The organism is Nocardia farcinica (genome assembly GCF_029867845.1).
Lineage (GTDB): Bacteria > Actinomycetota > Actinomycetes > Mycobacteriales > Mycobacteriaceae > Nocardia > Nocardia farcinica_A.
Genome location: NZ_JARWRU010000096.1, coordinates 1 through 13040, shown reverse-complemented (window position 1 = coordinate 13040; position 13040 = coordinate 1). Strand labels below are relative to the sequence as shown.

Annotated in this window: 12 protein-coding genes and 1 tRNA gene; 9 read left to right on the top strand and 4 right to left on the bottom strand. The window is 71.4% G+C overall.

All coding sequences use genetic code 11. The annotated features are described in order from the left end of the window. From QH283_RS01810 to QH283_RS01770, 9 genes are all read left to right on the top strand, one after another. Nucleotides 1-426 (top strand): lytic transglycosylase domain-containing protein (locus tag QH283_RS01810; RefSeq protein ID WP_280501275.1); only part of this gene is annotated, 426 nt, incomplete at its 5' end. A gap of 116 nt (nucleotides 427-542) precedes the next feature. Continuing rightward, a complete protein-coding gene (eno, locus tag QH283_RS01805) occupies nucleotides 543-1829 on the top strand; it encodes a phosphopyruvate hydratase (RefSeq protein ID WP_280501274.1) in 1287 nt (428 codons plus the stop codon). Nucleotides 1830-1847: 18 nt separating this feature from the next. After that, on the top strand, nucleotides 1848-2540 hold the full coding sequence (locus tag QH283_RS01800; RefSeq protein WP_280501273.1) for an FtsB family cell division protein: 693 nt from the start codon (nucleotides 1848-1850) through the stop codon (nucleotides 2538-2540). After that, the gene (locus QH283_RS01795; RefSeq protein ID WP_280501272.1) at nucleotides 2537-3091 is read left to right on the top strand and encodes a DUF501 domain-containing protein; all 555 of its coding nucleotides are present in this window, start codon (nucleotides 2537-2539) and stop codon (nucleotides 3089-3091) included. The genes QH283_RS01800 and QH283_RS01795 overlap by 4 nt, the downstream gene beginning before the upstream one ends. Nucleotides 3092-3137: 46 nt before the next feature. Further along, entirely contained in the window at nucleotides 3138-4085 is a 948-nt protein-coding gene (locus QH283_RS01790) for a Ppx/GppA phosphatase family protein (protein ID WP_280501271.1), read from the top strand. Between the two features lie 88 nt (nucleotides 4086-4173). Beyond that, nucleotides 4174-5640, top strand: a complete 1467-nt coding sequence (locus QH283_RS01785) for a peptide MFS transporter (RefSeq protein WP_280501270.1) — start codon at nucleotides 4174-4176, stop codon at nucleotides 5638-5640. A 17-nt stretch (nucleotides 5641-5657) separates the two neighbouring features. After that, nucleotides 5658-7190: an amino acid permease gene (locus tag QH283_RS01780; protein WP_280501269.1), complete on the top strand. Its 1533-nt coding sequence runs from the start codon at nucleotides 5658-5660 to the stop codon at nucleotides 7188-7190. Between the two features lie 37 nt (nucleotides 7191-7227). Continuing rightward, nucleotides 7228-7301 (top strand) — tRNA-Leu (locus tag QH283_RS01775). Between the two features lie 562 nt (nucleotides 7302-7863). Then, nucleotides 7864-9141: a serine hydrolase domain-containing protein gene (locus QH283_RS01770; RefSeq protein WP_280501268.1), complete on the top strand. Its 1278-nt coding sequence runs from the start codon at nucleotides 7864-7866 to the stop codon at nucleotides 9139-9141. 148 nt (nucleotides 9142-9289) lie between these two features. Here the strand turns inward: QH283_RS01770 and QH283_RS01765 are convergent, their stop codons facing one another. The 4 genes from QH283_RS01765 to QH283_RS01750 form a co-directional block, all read right to left on the bottom strand. Continuing rightward, nucleotides 9290-10609, bottom strand: a complete 1320-nt coding sequence (locus QH283_RS01765; protein ID WP_280501267.1) for a serine hydrolase domain-containing protein — start codon at nucleotides 10607-10609, stop codon at nucleotides 9290-9292. 78 nt (nucleotides 10610-10687) lie between these two features. Then, nucleotides 10688-11962: an MFS transporter gene (locus QH283_RS01760; RefSeq protein ID WP_280501266.1), complete on the bottom strand. Its 1275-nt coding sequence runs from the start codon at nucleotides 11960-11962 to the stop codon at nucleotides 10688-10690. Continuing rightward, nucleotides 11962-12603 (bottom strand): GntR family transcriptional regulator, encoded by a 642-nt coding sequence (locus QH283_RS01755; RefSeq protein ID WP_280501265.1) that lies wholly within the window; start codon nucleotides 12601-12603, stop codon nucleotides 11962-11964. The genes QH283_RS01760 and QH283_RS01755 overlap by 1 nt, the downstream gene beginning before the upstream one ends. Nucleotides 12604-12798: 195 nt before the next feature. After that, the gene (locus QH283_RS01750; protein WP_280501264.1) at nucleotides 12799-13026 is read right to left on the bottom strand and encodes a DUF6480 family protein; all 228 of its coding nucleotides are present in this window, start codon (nucleotides 13024-13026) and stop codon (nucleotides 12799-12801) included. Between the last annotated feature and the right edge of the window lie 14 nt (nucleotides 13027-13040).

The following is a 13040-nucleotide window of genomic DNA, read 5'->3' as shown; positions in this document are numbered from 1 at the left end:
CTCCCCGACGGCTGGACACTCGACACCGACGAACGCGAACAGCGTCGCGGCGCACTGGTACTCAAGTCGGTCGACGGATACATCCAAGCGCGCATACAGCGAGTGAACGCTGACGGCACCATCCCCGACCCGGCGGGCGGACTATCCGACGGCGACCCGGTCTACGACCGGGCGGTCGGGCCGCTGCAGTTCATCCCGGAGACCTGGCAGCGCTGGGCGGTGGACGCCAACGGAGACGGGGTGCTCGACCCGCAGAGCATCGACGACGCCGCCCTGACCGCCGCGCGCTACCTGTGCGCCAGCGGCGGCGACCTGACCTCCAGGGGCGGCTGGCAGCAGGCGGTGCTCACCTACAACCAGTCCACCAGCTACCTGAACACCGTGCGCCACCGCGCCGCGGCCTACAGCGTCGGCCGCCGCGCGTAGCCACCGCCCCGTCGGAGTGCCGGTTACCTCGTGCGCGACGGGGACGCTAGGCTCGGCACCGCACGGCGCAAACCCGTCAGACCCACCGTGCCAGCAGCCGAAGGAGAGTCGTTTTCGTGGCCATCATCGAACAGGTCGGAGCGCGCGAAATCCTGGATTCCCGCGGAAATCCCACCGTCGAGGTCGAGATCGCCCTCGACGACGGCACCCTGACCAGGGCCGCGGTGCCTTCCGGCGCCTCCACCGGCGAGCACGAGGCCGTCGAGCTGCGTGACGGCGGCGACCGCTACAACGGCAAGGGTGTGCTCAAGGCCGTCGAAGGCGTCCTCGACGAGATCGCGCCCGCCGTCATCGGCCTCGACGCCGTCGAACAGCGCACCGTCGACCAGGTCCTGCTCGACCTGGACGGCACCCCCGACAAGTCCCGTCTCGGCGCCAACGCCCTGCTCGGCGTGTCGCTGGCGGTGGCCCGCGCGGCCGCGGAGTCCTCCGGCCTGGAGCTGTTCCGCTACCTGGGCGGCCCGAACGCCCACGTGCTGCCCGTGCCGATGATGAACATCCTCAACGGCGGCGCGCACGCCGACACCGGCGTCGACGTCCAGGAGTTCATGGTCGCGCCGATCGGCGCGCCGACCTTCAAGGAGTCGCTGCGCTGGGGCGCCGAGGTGTACCACGCGCTCAAGGCCGTGCTCAAGGCCAAGGGCCTGTCCACCGGCCTCGGTGACGAGGGCGGCTTCGCCCCCGACGTGGCGGGCACCCGCGAGGCGCTCGACCTGATCGGCGAGGCGATCGCCAAGACCGGCCTCGAGCTCGGCACCGATGTCGCGCTGGCGCTCGACGTCGCGGCGACCGAGTTCTACACCACCGGCAGCGGCTACAAGTTCGAGGGCGTCGTGCGCTCGGCCGAGGAGATGGCGCAGTTCTACAGCGAGCTGCTGACCGCCTACCCGCTGGTCTCCATCGAGGACCCGCTGTCGGAGGACGACTGGGACGGCTGGGTCGCCCTCACCGAGCAGATCGGCGACAAGATCCAGCTGGTCGGCGACGACCTGTTCGTCACCAACCCGGAGCGTCTCGAAGACGGCATCGCCAAGGGCGCGGCCAACGCGCTGCTGGTGAAGGTCAACCAGATCGGCACCCTGACCGAGACCCTCGACGCGGTCGAGCTGGCGCACCGCAGCGGCTACAAGACGATGATGTCGCACCGGTCCGGTGAGACCGAGGACACCACCATCGCCGACCTGGCCGTGGCGGTGGGCAGCGGTCAGATCAAGACCGGTGCGCCCGCGCGCTCCGAGCGCGTCGCCAAGTACAACCAGCTGCTGCGCATCGAGGACGCGCTCGGCGACTCCGCGCGGTACGCGGGCGACGTCGCGTTCCCGCGCTTCGCGTTCGAGGGGTAAGAGGACCGGGGACGTCCGATGACGGAACGACGTGCGCGCGGCAGCAGCCCGGGGGGGCGTGCCGACCGCCGCACGCCGCGATCGGCGCGTTCCCGGCCGCGCGCGGACGCCGAGGCGGCGGCCCGTCCGGCCGTCGCCCGTCCACGCAAGCGGGTCGAATCCGGGGAGAAGCTGCGCGCCGAACCCCGCAAGATCGCCGCGCGCCGCGCGGACAGGCAGCCCGAGCACACCATCCTCGGGTTGTCGCGCGGCAAGGCGATCATCCTGGCGATGGTGGTCTGCGCGCTGGCGCTGACCCTGTCGGTGCCCATGCGCACCTACTTCAGCCAGCGCGCCGAGGCCACCGAACTGGCTCAGGAGCGCCGCGAACTCGAGGCCGACCTGGCCATGCTGCGCGACCGCCGCGCCCAGCAGCAGGACCCGGCCTACATCCGTTCCGAGGCCAAGGACCGGCTGCGCCTGGTGATGCCGGGGGAGACCCCCTACATCGTGCAGGTGCCCGGCATCGAGGCGCCGCCGCGGCCGTCAGGGCCGACCCAGTCCAAGGATCCCGAGCCCTGGTACACCGACCTGTGGCACACCATCGCCGAGCCCTCGCCCACCGAGCCCACGCCCGCCGAGCCCGCACCCGAGGGACCCGCACCCGACATCCCCGAACCGGCAGCCGACTCCGTTCCGCCTGCCCCGCCCGCCACGGAAGGACCACGGTGAGCGCCCCGACCGACCGCGACCTCGAGATCGTCGCCGAACAGCTCGGCCGCGAGCCCCGGGGGGTGCTCGCGATCGCCTACCGCACCCCCGACGGCCTGCCCGCGGTGGTCAAGACCGCGCCGCGACTGCCCGACGGCACACCCTTCCCGACCCTGTACTACCTGACCGACCCCCGCTTGACCGCGGAGGCGAGCAGACAGGAGTCGGCGGGGGTCATGCGCGAGATGACCGAGCGCCTGCACCGTGATCCCGAGCTGGCCGCCGCCTATCGCGCCGCGCACGAGAGCTACCTGGCCGAGCGCGACGAGATCGAGTCGCTCGGCACGGATTTCACCGGCGGTGGCATGCCCGACCGGGTCAAATGCCTGCACGTGCTCATCGCGCACTCGCTGGCCAAGGGCCCGGGAGTGAACCCGCTGGGCGACGAGGCGGTGGCGCTGGCCGCCGAGCACGGCCTGCGCGGCACCGCCGTCCCGGCCGACTGGCCGCCCTACCGCCCCCCGGAGAGCGGTCCCGGGCGGGCAGAATCCCAGCAGGCAGAATCCGAGTAGGCAGAATCCGAGTAGGCAGCACCGAGCAGGAAGACGGAGCCCGAGCATGTCCGAGAGGGTCGCCGCGGTCGACTGCGGCACCAATTCCATCCGCCTGCTGATCGCCGACGTGCGGCCCGACGGCCGCCTGGCCGACGTGCACCGGGAGATGCGGATCGTGCGCCTCGGCCAGGGCGTGGACGCCGCCGGCGCCTTCGCCCCCGAGGCCATCGAACGCACCCGCGCGGCCCTGGCCGACTACGTCGACACCATGGTCGCCACCGAGGTGGGCAGGGTGCGCATGGTCGCCACCTCCGCCACCCGCGACGCGGCCAATCGCGAGGACTTCTTCGCCATGGCCCGCGCCGAACTCGGCCGCGCGGTGCCCGGCGCGGAGGCCGAGGTCATCACCGGTGACGAGGAGGCGAGGCTGTCGTTCACCGGCGCCATCGGCGAGCTGTCCGGTGGCGCCGGACCGTTCGTGGTGGTCGACCTCGGCGGCGGTTCCACCGAGCTGGTCTTCGGCGACGCCGAGGGGGTGCGACATGCGGTCTCCGTCGACATCGGCTGCGTGCGCATCACCGAGCGGTGCCTGCACGACGACCCGCCGACCGCCGAGCAGATCGCCGCGGCCAGGGCGTTCGCCGGCGAGCGGCTGGCGCGCGCCTTCGAGACCATCCCGCTCGAGCAGGCCCGCACCTGGGTCGGCGTGGCGGGCACCATGACCACCCTGGCCGCGCTGACCCTCGACCTGCCGGAGTACGACGCGGGCCGCATCCACCTTGCCGAGCTGCCGCTGGACGAGGTGCACCGGACCTGCGGCCGCCTGATCGGGATGACCCACGCCGAGCGCGCCGCGCTCGGTCCCATGCATCCCGGCCGAGTCGACGTCATCGGCGGCGGCGCGATCATCACCGAGCTGCTGGCCGACGAGCTGTCCGGCCGGGCGGGCATCGGGGCGCTGACCGTCAGCGAGCACGACATCCTCGACGGCATCGCGCTGTCCATCGCCTGAGCCGAGCCGCCGCTATAGCACATGCCCGTCCGCGCGTTTTCGGCGTGGTGATCGCTGGGCGGTAGCCGGGGTGTGGGATCGTCGAGCCATGTCCCGTGCCGTCCCTTCCGTTGTGCCGGCGCCGGAGCGCACCTTGTTCGGGCACCCGATCGGGTTGACCAACCTCTTCGGCGTGGAGCTGTGGGAGCGTTTCTCCTTCTACGGCATGCTCACGATCCTCGGCTACTACCTGTACTACTCGGTGACCGACGGCGGTCTCGGGATGGACAAGGGCACCGCGGTGGGCATCGTCGGCGCGTACGGCGGCCTCGTCTATCTGTCCACGGTGCTCGGCGGCTGGGTAGCCGACCGGCTGCTGGGTATGGAGCGCACCGTCTTCTACGGCGGCGTGGTCGTGGTCGCCGGTCACGTGGCGCTGGCGGTGCTTCCCGGCCTGGCCGGGGTCGGCGTCGGCCTGGCGCTGGTCGCCCTCGGCAGCGGCGCGCTCAAGGCCAATGCCTCCTCGCTGCTCGGCACCCTCTACGCGGCGGGCGACGCGCGCATCGACGGCGGCTTCACGCTCTTCTATCTCGGCATCAATCTCGGCGCCTTCACCGGCCCGCTGCTGACCGGCCTGCTCCAGACCCACCTCGGCTTCCACTACGGCTTCGGCGCCGCCGCCATCGGCATGACCCTCGGCCTGACCCAATACGCGATCTTCCGCCGCAACCTGGGCACCGCGGGCAGGGACGTGCCCAACCCGCTGCCGCGCAGGCTCTACGCCCCCATCATGGGCGCGCTGGCCGTGGCGACGGCGGTGGTGGTGGCGGCCTGGTCGCTGGGGCTGGTGTCGCTGGACAACCTCGCCGAGGTCACCACCGGTGTCATCGTGGTCGTCTCGCTGGCCTATTTCGTGGTCATGCTGCGCAGTCCGACGGTGACCGCGCTCGAACGCAGCCGGGTGCGCGCCTTCCTGCCGCTGTTCGTGGCCAACGCGGTCTTCTGGTCGCTGTTCCAGCAGATCTTCACCGTCTTCGCCGTCTACTCCGACGAGCGGATGAACTGGAGCATCTTCGGCTGGACCGCGCCGAGCAGCTGGATCGGCTCGGTGGAGCCGGTGTGGATCATCGTGCTCTCGCCGCTGTTCGCGCTGCTGTGGACGCGGCTGGGCAATCGCGCGCCGAGCACCCCGCGCAAGTTCGCCCTCGGCGTGATGGGCATGGGCGCGGCCTTCCTGCTGTTCGTGCCGCTGGCCGGGTTCTCCGGCGCCGACGTGCCCGCGCTGCTGGTGCTGATCGTCATGGCCGGCTTCGCGGTCTCGGAGCTGCTGCTCTCGCCCATCGGCCTCGCGGTGACCACGCAGCTGGCGCCGGAGGCGTTCCGTGCCCAGATGATGGCTTTGTATTTCTTCTCCGTGGGTATCGGTACATCGATGTCCGGTGTGCTGGCCCGTTTCTACGACCCCGCCCACGAGGTCGCCTACTTCGGCGTCATCGGCGGTGTCGCGATCGCGGTCGGCGCGCTCGTGGCCGCCGTGAGTCCGTGGATCAGCCGCGCGATGGCAGGCGTCCACTAGCAGTGAGGAGGGAGCAGATGTCGAGCCCGAGCACGGGGAGCACGCGCGCCACGGGGGCGGCCAACCGCCTGCGCGTGAAATCGGTGGAGCAGTCCATCCGTGACACCGACGAGCCGGACTCCAAACTGCGCAAGGACCTCACCGCCTGGGATCTGACCATCTTCGGTGTCGCCGTGGTGGTCGGTGCGGGCATCTTCACCCTGACCGCGCGCACCGCGGGCAATGTCGCCGGGCCCTCGGTCTCGCTGGCCTTCGTCTTCGCCGCCATCGCCTGCGGTCTGACCGCGTTGTGCTACGCCGAGTTCGCCTCCACCGTCCCGGTGGCGGGTAGCGCCTACACCTTCTCCTACGCCACTTTCGGCGAGTTCGTCGCCTGGATCATCGGCTGGGACCTGATCCTCGAGTTCGCGCTGGCCGTCTCGGTGGTGTCCAAGGGCTGGTCGCAGTACCTCGGCTCGGTGCTCGGGGGCATCTCCACCACCGTCGAGGTGGGCGGGGTGCGCTTCGACTGGGGCGCGGTGCTGCTGATCGCGGTGCTCTGCGTGCTGCTGGTGATCGGCACCAAGGTCTCCTCGCGGGTGTCGGCGCTGGCGGTGGCGATCAAGCTCGGGGTGATCGCCCTGGTCATCGCGGTCGGCATCGCCTACTTCGACGCCGACAACCTCTCGCCCTACATCCCGCCCTCGGAGGCGGGCGAGAGCAGCGACACCGGCATCCACCAGTCGCTGTTCTCCTGGCTGACCGGCGCGGGCAACAGCACCTTCGGCTGGTACGGGTTGCTCGCCGCCGCCAGCCTGGTGTTCTTCGCTTTCATCGGCTTCGACGTGGTGGCCACCACCGCCGAGGAGACGAAGAACCCGCAGCGCGACGTCCCGCGCGGCATCCTCGGCTCGCTGGCCATCGTCACCGTGCTCTACGTGGCCGTGTCGCTCATCCTCACCGGCATGGTGTCCTACAAGGAGCTACAGGGCACCGACGCCACGCTGGCCACCGCCTTCGCGCTCAACGGCGTCACCTGGGCCGAGAAGATCATCTCCGTCGGCGCGCTGGCGGGCCTGACCACCGTGGTCATGGTGCTCTACCTCGGCCAGACCCGCGTGCTGTTCGCCATGTCGCGCGACGGCCTGCTCCCGCGCAAGCTCGCCCACACCGGCAAGCACGGCACCCCGGTGCGCCTGACCCTGATCGTCGGCGTCGCCTGCGCCGTCCTCGCCGGTTTCGTCGACATGGGCGCGCTCGAGGAGATGGTCAACATCGGCACCCTGTTCGCCTTCGTCCTCGTCGCGATCGGTGTGGTCATCCTGCGCCGCACCCGCCCCGACCTGCCGCGCGGCTTCCGCGTCCCCTGGGTTCCCTTCCTGCCGATCCTGGCGGTGCTGGCCTGCCTGTGGCTGATGGTCAACCTCTCCATCGAGACCTGGATCCGGTTCCTGGTGTGGATGGTCGTCGGCCTGCTCGTCTACTACACCTACAGCCGCCGTCACTCCCTGCTCGGCCGTCAGCAATCCGCGTCGCCGGAATCCCATTCCCCTGAGAAGTCGAGCCCCTAACCAGTACGCTCGTACGGCTGGGTACTCTGACCCCCACGCCCCTATAGCCCAATTGGCAGAGGCAGCAGACTTAAAATCTGCACAGTGTCGGTTCGAGTCCGACTGGGGGCACCGAATGGCCGTCCCGCCGCCGGTGGTCCCACCCGAATGGCAGTCGCGTTCACCAACAGCGTCCTCATATCCGCGGACAGCGTTCCACGTGCGCCCCTTCGCCATTCGGACAACTGCTCCCACAACACGAAGAATCCGAGCCCGCCCGGGACCGGAGTGCGAATCGACACCACCGGGGGCGGTTCGAGATCCCGTGCGGTGGAGGAATTCACGGGCGCGTCGATGCCGAATCCGACGGCCACGAGTCCGGCATCGGGAAGTCGCGCACCGGTGAATCGCCGGTATTTCACGACCGCGATCCTCGAATTGCCGGACAACGCCTCCGCGGCGGCGCGAACTCGCCGTCGAAACGCGCGAATGCCCACTCCGCCAACGGGTTCGCCGCCGCGGCGGTGCCGTGGCGGACGCAGCAGAAAGGCGGCGGGGCGCGGGGCCGGAGTTCGGCGCGTGCGCCGGACGGGGCGGTCGTGGTGCGGCGCGGGCCCTGCTGGACGGCGCCTCGGCGGTGTGGCGTCGCGCGGGTCCGGCGGCGCGCGCCGGGTGTCCGGCTACCCTGGCGGAGATGAGTGCTGCGGAGACGAGAGCCGCCGGTGGCGCGGCTGCCACGCTGGTGCCGGTGCCCGCCGATCTGGACGCGGTGACCCGCGTCGGGCACGAGGACGATCCCGCCGACGCCGGACTGAGCCGGGCCGACGTGGACGCGGTGTGGGAGTTCGTGCGCGACTGGTATCGGATGGGCACTTCTCCGGCCGTCCAGATCTGTCTGCGGCGGGCCGGGAAGGTGGTGCTGAACCGGGCGATCGGGCACGTCAGGGGCAACGCGCCGAAGGACGGGCCGGACGCGGCGAAGATCCCGGTGACCGTCGAGTCGCCGTTCTGCGGCTTCTCGACCGCCAAGGGCGTCTCGGCGGCGATCATGGCCATGCTGGCCGAGGAAGGCGCGTTCGCGGTCACCGATCCCGTCGCGGACTACATCCCCGGCTTCGAGGCCAACGGCAAGGGCCGCATCACCATCGGCGACGTGCTGACCCACTCGGCGGGCGTGCCGTTCGTGACCCCGCCGTACCGGGGCTCGGAACTGGTCGTCGACGAGGAACTGGCTCTGCGTGCGCTGGTGGATCTGAAGCCGAGCTGGCCGCCGGGGCGTTTCCGTGTCTACCACGCGCTGACCAGCGGGTTGATCCAGCGTGCGGTGGTGCGCGCCGCCACCGGCAAGCGTATGCGCGAGCACCTGGCCGAGCGGGTGCTGCGGCCGTTGGGGTTCCGCTGGACCAACTTCGGCGTCGGTGAGGAGCAGGTGGCGGCGGTGGTGCCGAGCGTGAAGACCGGCCCGCCCGCCACCAGGATCTCGGCGTTCCTGGCGCGCAAGGCCCTCGGCGGCGGCATGGACGGGCCGGTGACGGGGGAGAAGCTGCGCGCTTTCCTCACCGCGGAACTGCCGTCGGGCAATCTCGTCACCACGGCCGAGGAGCTGTCGCGGTTCTACGAGCTGCTCGCCCGCGGCGGCGAACTCGACGGGGTCAGGATGCTCTCGGCCGACGCGGTGCGGGCGGCGGTCCGGCCCGCGCCACGACTGCCGGGGGTGGCGGGCCGGGTCTCGTGCGCAGGATACGAACTGGGCGGGTCGCGCTCGAAGTTCGGCAGGCACACCGAGGCGCATTTCGGCCGCAGCGGGCTCACCACCCAGTACGGATGGGCCGATCCGGCGCGTGGCCTGGCCGGAGCCTTCCTGACCAGCGGCAAGGCCAGGATCGACGGCGATCGTCCGCGGCGGCTGGTCACGCTGATCTCCGAGCGGTTCGGCCCGCTGGACCCGGCCGACCGGATCTTCGATCTCTGAACACGACCCGTCCGCGCGGGAGCCGTTCGGCGGGGGGGGGGGGGGGGGGGCCCGCCCGCGCCCCGCCCCGCGGCGCCGGGGGGGGCGGGGGGGGGGGCGGGGCCCCCCCCCGCCCCCCCCCCCCCCCCCCCCCCCCCCGCGCCCGGAGTCACTCGTTGGGCCGCGCGGTGAAGCACCCGAGGATCACGCACCCGGACGGCCAGTCCGCGAACGGCGGCGGCAGCGGCTTGCCGAGGCACACCACCGGGTCGCAGCCCGGATAGGCGTAGGGGCCGAGTCCGAGCGCGGCGAAGGTGGCGGTGGGGTCGGTCATCCTCGGGTCGGACAGACTGACGTCGGGGGCGGGCACGTACTCGCCCGGATCGGGCAGCGCCGGATCGCGGAAGGCGGCGCCGAGGGCGCGCAGCGAATCATGCGGGTAGCTCACCGCGCTGCCCGGCACGGTCACGCCGGTCCAGCTCAGGACGAGGCCGAGGCTCGGCACGATGTAGTTGTCCTGGCGCAGCATGCCCGACATCTTGATGGCGTCCTTCGGCAGCCCGGCGAACTCCGACTCGCACTGCTCGCCGTTGACCACGAACAGGAAGCCCCAGCAGCTCATGGCCGGGGACGGCTGGGCGGCGGCGGCCAGATACTCCGATGAGACGATCTGCCGCTCGCCCCAGCGGCCGCGGGCGGCCACCAGCAGGCCCACCTTGGCGAAGTCGTCGGGGGCGAGCAGCAGGTGGGCGTGGCCGTAGGTGTTGCCGCTGCGATCACGCGCCCAGTGGTAAGTGGCCGGGTCAATGCCGAGCGGGTCGAACAGCTCACGCTGGGCGAAGGCTTGCAGATCCTCGCCGACCGCCCGGGAGATCACATAGGCGAGCAGGTCGACGCCGCGCTGGCTGTAGCCGTAGGTGGTGCCCTGCTCGTGCACGACCGGGGTGCCGAGCGCCTGGGCGACCACATTGGAGTCCAGGCCGGTGATGCCGGTGATGCCTTCCGACACCACCGCCACGTCCATCCCGGAGGACTCGGTGAGCATGTTGCGCACCAGGATCTGCCGGTGCTCCTGGCTGCCGAGCCCCTCCGGCAGGTAGGCGCCGATCGGTGTGTCGAGGCCGAGCCTGCCCTGGTCGATCGCGATGCCGGCGAGCAGCGAGAGCACGCTCTTGGTCGCGCTCCACAGGTTCCACGGCAGGTCGGCGGAGCGTTCGTTGGCCGCGCCCGTGGCGACCAGGCAGTTGTTGCGGAAGAGCTTGACGTTCAACCGGGTCGGGTTGTCGACGACCGCCATCGCCGCGGCCAGGGCGGCCGAGTCGAGGCCGACCTCCTCAGGGGTCGCGGTCTCGAACTGCCTGCCCTGCGGCGGCGCGCAGTGCTTCAGCCCGTCCGCGCGGGCGGGTGCCGCGGTGCCGACGAAAGTACCGGCTAGCGCTACGGCGACAGCTGTGATAGCCAGTGCCGTAATGGATTTCACTGATCGCATGCGTCGTTTCGCCCCTCGGTTCGTTCGGTCGTTCTGCTCATCGGCCGAGGGAGCTCATCGTTACGAAACGAGCACGATTCACTGTTCGCGCTTGTGCGGCTCCCGGTAGTTGCGCAGCACGAACGGCAGGCACGCGGCCGCGACGGCGGCGAGCGCGCAGTACATGACCGGGTAGCCGAAGCCGAACCGCTCGGACAGGAACGACAGCAGCGCGGGCAGGCCGAAGCCCAGGTAGGCCAGCGAGTAGAAGACCGCCGTCAGGCTCGCCAGCTCGCGGGGCCCGGCCATCCGGTCCACCTCCTGCAACCCGGCCACCAGTGTGATGCCGTAGCCCGCGCCGAGCACCACGGTGGTCAGCAGCGCCGCCCACAGGGTCAGCACGTCGAAGGCGAAGGCGGCCACCAGCAGGCCGGCGATCACCAGCAGCAGTCCGACCACCGAGGCGCGGGCGGTGCCTGGCAGGTCGATCCGCCTCGCCGCGGACTGGATGGCGAACCCGCAGCCGAGGGTGACCACGGTGAGCAGGGCCGAGAAGGCGATCGGCGCGCCGGGGACCTCGGTGGCCATCAGGCTCGGCAGCACCGCGTAGGCGGTGGCGCTGCACGCGAACACCCACACCGCGGTGGGCAGCACGACCTGCCGGAAGCGCGGGGTGCGCAGGCCGGAGATCCTCAGGTCGTCGCGCAGCCTGCCCGGCTGGTCGGGCGTGCGCACGGTTTCCGGGGCGTCGGCGATCCAGGCGGCCGCGCCGAGGCACAGGGTGACATTGACCACGTAGGGCAGCACGTCCGGCAGCGGACCCCACTGCGCCAGCACCCCCGCCACGCCGGCGCCGACGGCGAAACCGCCGGTCAGGCTCATGGCCGAACGGCGAGGCCCGCGGCCGGGCTCGGACAGCTCCTTGAGCCAGCTGCCGCCGACGGCCATCGCCAGGCCGAGTGCGACCCCGGAGAGCACCCGGCCGAGGCCGAGCAGGGGCACCGAGTCGGCGCCGCAGGCCAGCAACAGCGAACCGGTCGCCGCGATCAGCGGGGCGGGTAGCAGCAGCGCGCGCCTGCCGAAGCGGTCCGACAGCGGGCCGCCGATCAACATGGCGGGCACGATGCCGAGCACGTAGTAGAACAGCAGCAGGTCGACGGCGGTGCGGGGCAGGCCGTCTTGCTTGTACATGACCAGCAGCGGGGTGAATTCGTTGCCGCCCCAGGCGATCGCGAACACCGCGGCGGCCACGCCCCACCAGGCCCTGCGGTGGGCGTGCGGGGAGGCGAAGACGGCGCTCGTCTCGACGGCGGGGCAGGCCTGCCCGGTCCCGGTGGGGCGAGTGGTCTGTGTCGTCTCGGTGGTCACAGTCATCACAGGCCCCGTAGCTCCAGCTGGTGCACGCCGGCGAAGTGGTCGACGAGGGCGGCGGCGAAGCCGTCGACGTCCCGGTCGGCGATCAGCCCGGCGAGGTGCACGTGTTGTTCGATGATCTGCGCGATGTCCAGCGGTCCCCGGCGCAGTGCGAGGCTGTTCATGCGGCGCTGGCGCTCACGCAACGAGTCGTAGAAGTCGGTGAGCAGCGGATTGCCGCCCGCCACCACGTATGCGCGGTGGAAGTCGGTGTCGGCCAGCGCGAAGGCCTCCAGCTCATCGGCCTCGGCCAGCTCCCGCTGGCGGGCGATGCAGGCGGTGAGTTCGGCATGCAACGGGCCGGGGTCGCCCGAGGCGACGGCGCGCACGGCAGCGGTCTCGACCACGTAGCGGGCGTGGGCGACGTGCTGGGCCTCGTCCGGCGGCACGGGCACCACGAGGGCGCCGCGCTTGGGGTAGAGCTTCATCCACCCCTCGGTCTCCAGACGCAGGAACGCCTCGCGCACCGGGGTGCGCGAGGTGCCGAGTTCGGCCGCGATCTCGCCCTCGCTGATGAGCTCCCCGCCGGTCAGACCGCCGGACAGGATACGCTCCTTGACCGCGCGATAGGCAGATTCAGCCGATGAATACGTCTTAGACACAAGTTGTATCTTAGACGCGCCGAAGTGTGGCCGGACCGTGAGGTCGGCCACGGGCGTTCAGGGCTCGACGCCGTGTGTCCGCGAGCCGGGCCGGGGGTGTGTCCCCGGGGGCGGGACGGCCGCTATCGTGCCGGGGCCCGGATGATCGGGACCGGCTCAGCTGGTCGTGACGGGGCTCAGCTGATCGTGACGGGCTCAGATGATCGTGACGATGATCGCGATCGCGACGGCGAGGAAGACCGCGGCCAGGACGACGATCGCCGCGATCGCGCCGATCCCGGTCGGCGGGAAGTTGTTGCTCGTGCGCGGCTCCGGTGCCGAGAGCCCCGAGGTCTGCGGGGTGTCCGGCGGGGTGGGGCCGGGCCGGGCACCCCCGCCCGCCGCCAGGTGGGGTGTGGGGTCGGGGTCGGGGTGCATGGGCATCACTCACCGCCCGG